This window comes from Streptomyces sp. NPDC006339 (assembly GCF_040612775.1).
Lineage (GTDB): Bacteria > Actinomycetota > Actinomycetes > Streptomycetales > Streptomycetaceae > Streptomyces.
Genome location: NZ_JBEXQW010000071.1, coordinates 22,211 through 30,757 on the forward strand (window position 1 = coordinate 22,211; position 8,547 = coordinate 30,757).

Annotated in this window: 8 protein-coding genes and 1 pseudogene; 6 read left to right on the forward strand and 3 right to left on the reverse strand. The window is 73.8% G+C overall.

Features of this window, described 5'->3' with window-relative positions; genetic code table 11:
- The first annotated feature begins 12 nt into the window (after window positions 1-12).
- Window positions 13-1,413, forward strand: a complete 1,401-nt coding sequence (locus ABZ135_RS35750) for a GH1 family beta-glucosidase (protein WP_356702029.1) — start codon at window positions 13-15, stop codon at window positions 1,411-1,413.
- Here ABZ135_RS35750 and ABZ135_RS35755 read toward each other — a convergent pair.
- Window positions 1,385-2,419, reverse strand: a complete 1,035-nt coding sequence (locus tag ABZ135_RS35755; RefSeq protein ID WP_356702031.1) for an ATP-grasp domain-containing protein — start codon at window positions 2,417-2,419, stop codon at window positions 1,385-1,387. The genes ABZ135_RS35750 and ABZ135_RS35755 overlap by 29 nt on opposite strands.
- A gap of 199 nt (window positions 2,420-2,618) precedes the next feature.
- Here ABZ135_RS35755 and ABZ135_RS35760 point away from each other — a divergent pair, with 199 nt between their 5' ends.
- The 5 genes from ABZ135_RS35760 (at window position 2,619) to ABZ135_RS35780 (ending at window position 5,614) form a co-directional block, all read left to right on the forward strand.
- Entirely contained in the window at window positions 2,619-3,809 is a 1,191-nt protein-coding gene (locus ABZ135_RS35760; RefSeq protein WP_356702033.1) for a cytochrome P450, read from the forward strand.
- 14 nt (window positions 3,810-3,823) lie between these two features.
- Window positions 3,824-4,018: a ferredoxin gene (locus ABZ135_RS35765; RefSeq protein ID WP_356702035.1), complete on the forward strand. Its 195-nt coding sequence runs from the start codon at window positions 3,824-3,826 to the stop codon at window positions 4,016-4,018.
- 88 nt (window positions 4,019-4,106) lie between these two features.
- Window positions 4,107-4,553: a hypothetical protein gene (locus ABZ135_RS35770; RefSeq protein WP_356702037.1), complete on the forward strand. Its 447-nt coding sequence runs from the start codon at window positions 4,107-4,109 to the stop codon at window positions 4,551-4,553.
- Between the two features lie 66 nt (window positions 4,554-4,619).
- The gene (locus ABZ135_RS35775) at window positions 4,620-4,991 is read left to right on the forward strand and encodes a PadR family transcriptional regulator (RefSeq protein ID WP_356702039.1); all 372 of its coding nucleotides are present in this window, start codon (window positions 4,620-4,622) and stop codon (window positions 4,989-4,991) included.
- Complete coding sequence (locus ABZ135_RS35780) at window positions 4,988-5,614, forward strand: hypothetical protein (protein ID WP_356702041.1); 627 nt, start codon at window positions 4,988-4,990, stop codon at window positions 5,612-5,614. Before ABZ135_RS35775 ends, ABZ135_RS35780 begins: the two co-directional genes overlap by 4 nt.
- Window positions 5,615-5,720: 106 nt before the next feature.
- On the opposite strand, the gene ABZ135_RS35785 is transcribed toward ABZ135_RS35780, so the two are convergent.
- Entirely contained in the window at window positions 5,721-7,565 is a 1,845-nt protein-coding gene (locus ABZ135_RS35785) for a S8 family serine peptidase (RefSeq protein WP_356702043.1), read from the reverse strand.
- A gap of 213 nt (window positions 7,566-7,778) precedes the next feature.
- Window positions 7,779-8,547, reverse strand: a pseudogene (locus ABZ135_RS35790) (hypothetical protein); the annotation flags it as partial.

Below are 8,547 nucleotides of genomic sequence, written 5' to 3' on the forward strand. Positions count from 1 at the left end.
AGTCCCCTCCTCATGACCGCGCTCGATCCCCGTCCGCACACCACGACGTCGCTCCGCTTCCCGGCCGGCTTCCGCTGGGGCACCGCCACCGCCGCGTACCAGATCGAGGGAGCGGCCACGGAGGACGGCCGCACCCCGTCGATCTGGGACACCTTCAGCCGCGTACCGGGCAAGGTCCGCAACGGTGACACCGGGGACATCGCGGCCGACCACTACCACCGCGTGAGCGAGGACATCGCGCTGATGCGCCGGCTCGGCGTCACGGACTACCGCTTCTCCGTGTCCTGGCCGCGCGTGCAGCCCACCGGGCGCGGGCCGGCGGTGCGCCAGGGTCTCGACTTCTACCGCCGCCTGACCGACGAGCTGCGGGAGGCCGGCATCCGGCCGGTGGCCACGCTCTACCACTGGGACCTGCCCCAGGAGCTGGAGGACGCGGGCGGCTGGCCGCAGCGCGAGACGGCCGAGCGCTTCGGCGCGTACGCGGCCCTCATGGCCGAGGCGCTGGGCGACCGGGTCGCGACCTGGACCACCCTGAACGAGCCGTGGTGCGCCGCCTTCCTCGGCTACGGCAGCGGCGAGCACGCGCCCGGGCGCACCAGCGCGCTCGCCTCCCTGCGCGCCGCCCATCACTTCAACCTGGCGCACGGTCTGGCGACCCGGGCGCTGCGCGCCGCCCTGCCCGCGGGGTCCGAGGTCTCGCTCACCCTCAACCTGCACGCGGTGCGCCCGCACACCGGCGCGCCGGAGGACCTCGACGCGGCCCGGCGGATCGACGCGGTCGGCAACCGCGTCTTCCTCGACCCGGTCTTCCACGGCACCCTGCCCGAGGACCTGGTCCGGGACACGGCCTCCGTCACCGACTGGTCGTTCGTACGGGACGGGGACCTGCGGGCCGCGTCGGCGCCGATCGACTCGCTCGGCATCAACTACTACTCCCCCACCGTGGTGGCCGCCGGGTCGTCGCCGTCTCCGTCGCCGTGGGCGGGGGCCGAGCGGTACGTGCGCTTCCCTCCGGCACCGGGGCCGCGCACGGCGATGGACTGGCCCGTCGACGCGACCGGGCTGCACGAGCTGCTGGTCCGGCTGCGCGACGACCTGCCGGGCGTCCCGCTGGTGATCACGGAGAACGGGGCCGCGTACGACGACTACGCCGATCCCGAGGGCCGGGTGAAGGACCCGGAGCGGGTGGCGTACCTGCGGGCGCATCTGGCGGCGGTCCACCGGGCGATCGAGGACGGCGCCGATGTGCGGGGCTACTTCCTGTGGTCGCTGCTGGACAACTTCGAGTGGGCCTACGGCTACAGCAAGCGGTTCGGCATCGTCCACGTCGACTTCGCCACCCAGCGGCGTACGTTCAAGGACAGCGCCCACTGGTACGCGGGGGTCATCGCGCGCGGTGGCCTGGAGGCGTAGCCGGGGCCCCGTCGACGGGCGCGGCGGCAGGTCCGTCGAGAGGCTCGGCGGGAGGTCCGTCGACAGGCTCGGCGGGAGGCTCCGCGCGGGGTGCGGCGGAAGGCTCCGCGGCCGGTGCGGACAGCAGGGCGGAGAGGAGCGGGGCCGGGTCGGTGCCCCGGGGCAGGTCGCTGACCTGGCCGTCGCCGACCTCCACCACCTGCCAGGCGCCGCCGTCGGCGAGGCGGGCCAGGTCGGTGGTGACGAAGCGGCAGCCGAGGGCGCGGACCCGGGTGCGGAGCGCGGACAGGTCCGGGGCGGGGCGCACGTCCGGCGTGTCCGGGTGCGGGCCGGCCAGGACCGGCTCGCCGTCGAGCCACCACACGCGGGCCTCCTCGGCGCGCTCGGCCCCGTCGCTTCCTCCGCGTCGTACGTACCGTTCGAAGCGGCGCAGCACCACCCCGCCGGCCAGATCGTCGCCCTGGAGCTCGACGAAGCGCCCGACCACTCGGCGCAGGCCGTCGGTGTCGGCGAGGTCCGGCAGGAAACACGCCTCCGCCCACTCGTGCTTGCGGGACTTCACGTAGTCCTTGACGATCGCTGGTCCGCGTCCGCCGAGCTCCGCCACGGCCCGGGCCAGTGCGGCGTCACCCGGCATGCCGCCGCCGGGGATCCAGGCGCTGTGCGGGGTGACGTCGGCGAAGGCCGGGTACCAACCGGGCAGTTCATGGGCGCGGCGGTAGGCGGCGGGCGGGGTGAGCAGGGTGCGGCCGCGCTCGGCGAGGGCGGCTTCCAGCGCCGCGTACGCCGTCGGCGGCATCATCCAGCCCCGGTACCAGAGCGGGTCCCCGTCCGCCGGCACCCGGCGGACGGCCTCCCGGGCGTCTCCGGCGAGGAGTGCGTCGTGGTCGACGACGGCGTGGGTGCCGCCGAGTTCGCGGAGCCGCCGGGCCTCCGCCGCGTAGTGCGGGTCGGGCCGGTGCGGTCCGAGCGGGTCGGAGGGGAACAGGAGGGCGGCTCGGGTCATGGGATCCACGGTAGGCGACGCGATCAGGCCATGGACGGCCGGAGGAATCCCTTCGTTCCGGCGGTTTGGCCGAACTGCGCGTAGACCGGATAGATGCCTGAGGCATGTAGTGGAGACGACACCAACCGTCGAAGCCGTCGAAGCCGTCGAAGCCGTCGAAGCCGTCGAAGCCAGCGTTCCGCCGTCTGCGAGGTCCAGCATGACCGAGGCCGTGGCCTTCCCCCAGAACCGATCCTGCCCCTACCACCCGCCGACCGCCTACGACCCCCTGCGCGAGGAACGCCCGTTGTCGCGCGTGACCCTCTGGGACGGACGCGAGGTGTGGTTCGTCACCGGACACCGGGCCGCGCGGGCGCTGCTCGCCGACCAGCGGCTGTCCACCGACTCCACCCGGGACGACTTCCCGCTGCCGACTGAGCGGGCCGCCGGCCTGAGCCGTCGTCGGCGGGCCGCGCTGCTCGGGTGGGACGATCCCGAACACAACGTCCAGCGCCGGATGCTGATCCCGAGCTTCTCGCTCAAGCGCACCGAGGGTCTGCGGCCGCGCATCCAGGCGACCGTCGACCGGCTCCTCGACGCGATCGAGAAGGCGGGACCGCCGGCCGAACTGGTCGGCGCCTTCGCGCTGCCCGTGCCGTCGATCGTGATCTGCGACCTGCTCGGCGTGCCGTACGAGGACCACGACTTCTTCGAGGAGCAGTCCCGCCGGCTGCTGCGCGGCCCCACCGGCGCCGACACCGAGGACGCGCTCACCCGACTGGAGGCGTATCTCGGCGATCTGATCGACCGCAAGCGGGCCAGGCCCGGCGAGGGGGTGCTGGACGACCTGGTGGCGCGGCGGTCACGGGGCGACGGGCCCGACCGTGAGGAGCTGGTGCAGCTCGCCACGATCCTGCTGGTCGCCGGGCACGAGACCACGGCCAACATGATCTCCCTGGGGACGTACACGCTGCTGCGCCATCCCGAACGGCTGGCCGAGCTGCGGGCCGACCCCGGCCTCGTCCCCACGGCGGTGGAGGAGCTGCTGCGGTTCCTGTCGATCGCGGACGGGATGCTGAGGGTCGCGCGCGAGGACGTGGAGGTCGGCGGGACGGTGATCCGCGCGGGTGAGGGCGTGGTCTTCGCGACGTCCGTCATCAACCGGGACGGCGAGGTCTACGCGGATCCGGACACCCTGGACTGGGCCCGCCCGGCCCGGCATCACCTGGCGTTCGGCTTCGGCATCCACCAGTGCCTGGGGCAGAACCTGGCGCGGGCGGAGCTGGAGATCGCGCTCGGGACGCTGCTGCGCCGGCTGCCGGGTCTGCGACTCGCCGTACCCGCCGAGGAGATCCCCTTCAAGCCGGGGGACACGATCCAGGGGATGCTCGAACTCCCCGTCACCTGGTGAGAGGAATCCGTCCGATGGGCATCACCGTCGACAACGGCGTCTGTATCGGCGCCGGTCAGTGCGCCCTGGTCGCGCCCGAGGTCTTCACGCAGGACGAGGACGGCTTCGGCACGGTCGTTCCGGGACGGGAGGACGACACGGACCGGCCGCTGGTCCGCGAGGCCGCCCGCGCCTGCCCCGTACAGGCGATCACGGTCGACGGCCCGTAGGGGCGGGCCCGGAGGCGGGCCGTGGGAGCCCGTAGGGGGCGGCCCGCAGGCGTTGCCCCGGCGGCCGGGGCCGGGGCACGATCGGGTCGTGTTCGAAGTGCTGCCCGGAGTCGGGCTCGTCCTGCCGCGCGGTGCGGGCGTGCTGCGGTTCGGCATGCCCGAGCGCGCGGCCCAGTGGGCGGTCGCGACGCTGGCGGACGTGCGCGAGACCTGGGTCTGCCGGACCGGGTGGGCCTTCTCCGCGTGTTACGAGGGCCTGGACCTGCTCGTGTGCGGTGACACGGCCGACCGCTGGGGCCGGGCGGACCACCGCATACGCGAACTCGCGCTCGTACGCATCGAGCGGAGCGTCGGCGCCGCCGGGGCGCGGGAGCCGTCCGCCGTGCCGGTGGTCCTCCGGGACGTGGACGTGTTCGGCTACCCGGCGCGCGAGGTGCTGGACGTCCTGACGTCCGCCCCGCATCCCACGGTGAGCCTGCCGTCCCCGCCCTCCCCGGCCGGTTATCTGACGGAGATACGGCTCTCGGCCGGCTGAGCGCCGCCGTGGCCCTGTCGGGGGTCGCCTTGTGGAAGCTTCACCCGGCGGGCTATCTTGCATTGCATGGTTCCTGGTGACGCAATGAACGAGGAGGGCGGCAGGGTACCCAGCCAGCTCCGCAAGGGAGTGCTGGAGCACTGCGTCCTCGCGCTGCTCAGGGACGGGCCGAAGTACGGCGTCGAGCTTCTCTCCGAGCTCTCCGCCGTCAGCGTGATGACCACCAGCCAGGGCACGATCTACCCCCTGCTGTCGCGCCTGCGCCGCGAGGGGCTCGTGGACACCGAGCTCCGCGAGTCGCCGAACGGCCCGCCCCGCCGCTACTACACGCTCACCGCCGTGGGCCGGGCGGCGCTCGCCGACTTCACCCGGGCCTGGCCACTGTTCCGGGACGCCGTCGACCACTTCCTCAACGATCCGCAGGGGGACCGCGCATGAACGCCACCGACCACCCGCTCGTGACCGCCTACCTCGACGCCGTCGCGCGCGAGACCGCCGAACTGCCCGCCGAGCGCCGCGCCGAGCTGCTGGCCGACCTCCGGGAGCACATCGAGGTCAGCGGCGCGGGGACCGAGCAGGAGCTGCGCGGGGTCCTCGCCGACCTGGGCGAGCCCCGTACGGTGGCGGCCTCCGCCCTCGCCGAGGAGCCCCTCGCGCGCGGCTCCCTCACCGGCGGGCCGCTCGGCGGCGGGTCCCTGGTCGACCGGGTCCTCACCGGCTCGCCGTACCCCGCGGCCGCCGCCTCCGACCGTCCGCCGCGCACGCGGCTGACGGCGGTCCTGCTCGGTTCGGCCGGTCTCGTCTTCCTCTTCAGCGCGATCGCCGGCGGCGTGGCCCTCGTCGCGGGCCTGGTCCTGCTGTGGGGGTCGCCGCACTGGGACACCCGCCACAAGGTCCTCGGCACGGTCACCTCGGCGGTCGTCCCCGTCCTGGTGGTCGCCGGTGCCCTTCTCCTGGCCTCCTCCCGGCTCGGCCCCATGGAGCTCCTGCTCCTCGTCCTGTTCGCGCTGGTCGTGCCGGTGGTCGGCGCCGTGGCGCTGCTGCGCGCCGTGCGCCGCTGAGCCGGCGGCGGGCGGACGACACGGATCGAGCCCCCGGGACGTGTGTCCCGGGGGCTCGATGTGCGTGTGCGGGTGGCGCGGGTGGCGCGGCCCGTGGCGGTGTGGCCTAGAAGGTCAGGTTCCAGGCGTCGACGCGGCCCGTGTCCTGGGAGGCGATGTCCTGGACGCGGAGCTTCCAGGTGCCGTTCGCCACCTCGGCCGAGGCGTTCACCGTGTACGTCTTGGCGATGTCGTCCGTGCCGTCGCTGTTGGTGAAGTCCTCCAGCGGGTACACCGTGCCGTCCGGGGCGACCAGGGAGAGCACCAGGTCACCGCGGTAGGTGTGCTTGATGTCGACGCCGACCTTGAGCGTCGCCGGGGCGTTGCCGGTGACGCCGGAGACGGTGATCGGGCTCTCGATCGTCGCGTTGTCCGCGATGGCGACGTCGTTGAGGTTCTCGAAGTACGGGCCGGTGGGCGGCGGGCTCGCGCCGGCGACCGCCTTCAGCGCGTCGACCTGGCCCTCGCCGAAGAAGCCGTTCTTGGTCGTGGTGCCCGTGCAGCGGCTGTCGGACGGGCAGGCCCTGTCGGTGGCCTGGGTCGCGAGGGCGGATCGGATGTCCGCCGGGGTGTAGGACGGGTTGACGCTGGCGAGCAGCGCGGCCACGCCGGCCACGTGCGGGGAGGCCATCGACGTCCCGCTCATGGAGCCGTACTTGCCGCCCGGCAGCGTCGAGTAGACGCCGCTGGCACCGTCGCCGCCCGGGGCGGCGATGTCGATGATGCCGTTGCCGAAGTTGGAGTACGACGCCTTCGCCCCGCCGTTGGCCTGCGCGGAGACCGTCACCACGCCCGGCAGCTCGGTCGGGATGTCGATGCAGGCGTTGGTGATGGTGCGGGTGACCGGGGTCGAGTCGTTGGGGCTCTCGGTGTCGGTCGTCTTGTTGGCCAGGTCGTAGTTGGCGTTGCCGGCCGCGGCGACCTGCAGCGAGCCCTTGGACTCGGCATATGCCTGGGCGCGGCGGACGCCCTCGATGATGGCGGCCTGGTCGACGTTGTCCGGGCAGTTGAACTGCCACGGGTCCGTGTAATAGCTGTTGTTGGTGACCTTGAAGCCGTGGTCACCCGCCCACATGAAGCCGCAGATGGTGTTCTCGGCGAAGAACAGGCTGGTGGTGGGCTCGGCGATGCGCACGGAGGAGATCTTCACTCCGGGAGCGACGCCGATGACGCCCTTGCCGTTCTTCGCGGCGGCGATGGTGCCGGCGACGTGCGTGCCGTGGGTGCCGACGTCGCGCCAGGCACCGGCGCGCGTGTCGGCCTTGCCGTAGGCGCAGGAGACGGAGTCCGCGGCGTTGAAGTTGGGGGCGATGTCCTGGTGCCGGTCGTCGACACCGGTGTCCAGGACACCGACCTTGACCGCGGCCGAGCCGGTGGTGACGGCCCACGCCTGGTCGGCCTTGATCTGGGTCATGTCCCAGCGGTTGGTCTCGTTCAGCGTCGTCGTGGACTGCGACGGGTTCGCCGGCAGGGCCGGGTTGTACGCGTCGGCCGGCACGTCGGAGGTGCGGGTCGCGCCGACCTGCTGCACCCCGGCGACGCCGCGCATCGTGGCGGCGAAGGAGGTGGAGGTGGAGTGGGCGACGACGACGCCGATGGCGTCGTAGGAGGCGAAGACGGTGCCGCCGTTCGAGGCGATGGCGGTGCGGACGGCGGTGGTGTCACCGGGCGTCGTGATGACCAGGTACGCGCGCGTACCGGCGGCCCAGGCACCGGCGGTCCGCGTACCGGTCGCGGACCGCGCCTGCTCCTGCGTCTGCGCCTGCGCCGCCGGGGCGGTGCGGGCGCCCTGGGCCGCCTTCGCCACGGGCAGGACCTGCGCCTGCGCGGGGGCGGTGAGGGCGACGGTGGCACCGACGACGGCGGCGGCCGCGACCGGCAGTCTCAGCCGGCTCGATATGTGGGAAAACAATGCGTCCTCCGATGACCCGGAGGCGCTGGTGGCGCCGACCGGGCCCTGTGATGTGTGGGGTGGACGCAAGATCCCAGGACGCCGGGACCGGAGGGAAGACTTCTGCCCGCCATATCCCTTTCCGTTACCCATTGTTGATCTGACGGCACGCCACGTCGGGGACGAACGAGGTCAGGCGGGACATTCCCTCGAAGGCGCGGTGGTGATGGTCCGTCAGGTGGAGGTCGGCTCGGTTTCCTGGGGTGGCGCGGTCGGTACGGTCGGTGTGGTGGCGCGTCGGTGGGGCCGGAGGCGGTCGGCGGCGCTGAGGAGCGCCGCCGCGCCGGCGAGGGCGGCGCTCGTCCAGGCGGCGGTGGTCGGGTCACCGGTGCGGCCGGTCGCGGCGGCGGCGAGGAGGGGGCCGGCGAAGGCGCCCGCGTTCAGGGCGACGGTGGCGAAGGCACCGGCCAGCGCGGGGACGTCGGAGGCGAGGTGCAGGACCCGGTTGACCAGGGCCGTGCCGAGACCGAAGGACAACGCGCCCTGCACGGCCGCGACGAGGAACAGCGCCGCGGGGTGGGCCGCGGTGGCACCAAGCAGGACCCATCCGGCGGCGAACGCCAGGAGGACGCGGCCGCCCGGGCGGAGCGCCGCTCCCGCGGCCATGCGCCCGGCGGCCGTCACCCCGAGGAACGCGCCCGCCCCGAACGCGGCCAGCAGCACCGGGACCGCTCCCGACGGCAGACCGGTGACGTCCACGGCGAGGACCGCGAGGAAGGCGAAGGTCGCGAAGGTCGCCCCGTTGACCAGGGCGGCGTGCGCGAGGGCCGACCGCAGCGGACGCGAGCGCAGCGCCCGCAGGTCCCGGCGGACCGAGACGTCGGGGCGAGCGGAGGAGTCGGGGCGCGGCTGACCCGGAACGAGCGGGAGCGGGCCCTGCTGCGGCGGCGGGCCGGTGAACTCGGCCCGCAGGCAAGGGAGAAGGGCCTGCCCGCCGCTGATC

Coding starts and splice junctions, on each gene's coding strand:
- ABZ135_RS35765 (WP_356702035.1), top strand. CDS start 3,824: ATGGGCATCACCGTCGACAACGGCGTCTGTATCGGCGCCGGTCAGTGC.
- ABZ135_RS35780 (WP_356702041.1), top strand. CDS start 4,988: ATGAACGCCACCGACCACCCGCTCGTGACCGCCTACCTCGACGCCGTC.
- ABZ135_RS35750 (WP_356702029.1), top strand. CDS start 13: ATGACCGCGCTCGATCCCCGTCCGCACACCACGACGTCGCTCCGCTTC.
- ABZ135_RS35760 (WP_356702033.1), top strand. CDS start 2,619: ATGACCGAGGCCGTGGCCTTCCCCCAGAACCGATCCTGCCCCTACCAC.
- ABZ135_RS35775 (WP_356702039.1), top strand. CDS start 4,620: ATGGTTCCTGGTGACGCAATGAACGAGGAGGGCGGCAGGGTACCCAGC.
- ABZ135_RS35755 (WP_356702031.1), bottom strand. CDS start 2,419: ATGACCCGAGCCGCCCTCCTGTTCCCCTCCGACCCGCTCGGACCGCAC.